General features: G+C 51.1%; 1 pseudogene. It reads right to left on the bottom strand.

Annotated features, from left to right (window positions below):
- Positions 1-380, bottom strand: a pseudogene (locus UF05_RS04775) (GTP-binding protein); the annotation flags it as partial.

Below are 380 nucleotides of genomic sequence, written 5' to 3'. Positions count from 1 at the left end.
GAATCTATCACTTCTAGGTTGCTTTCGTTCACTGATACCACCCGATTTGCCACGTTAAATGCATAACACCTTTTTTTGTTGTTGACTACTGATCTCACACGTTCGGCGGTTAGGCCAGACAACATTGAGTACAGCCTATCAAAATCGAATTTGTATTCAGCACCAAACAACCACCCACAACTGAAATAGCCCTGCCCTTTGGTCTCTTCACGGATGAATTCTTCACCCGGCCGCCACTGAACCTCAGGCCCTCGGTGCGCCTGCCCCTGGCCACGCACTTCGATATGCGACGCAGCACTGCCGTGCACGCGTCCAATATCCAGAACCTCAATCGGCAGCTCGCCGTTGCGACTCAACTTACTGAACACTTTAGCTCCCGT

It is taken from the genome of Vibrio sp. S457-15 (assembly GCF_000960545.1).
GTDB lineage: Bacteria > Pseudomonadota > Gammaproteobacteria > Enterobacterales > Vibrionaceae > Vibrio > Vibrio parahaemolyticus.
Note: the sequence above shows the minus strand (reverse complement) of the source record. Positions and strands in the feature narration are given on the sequence as shown.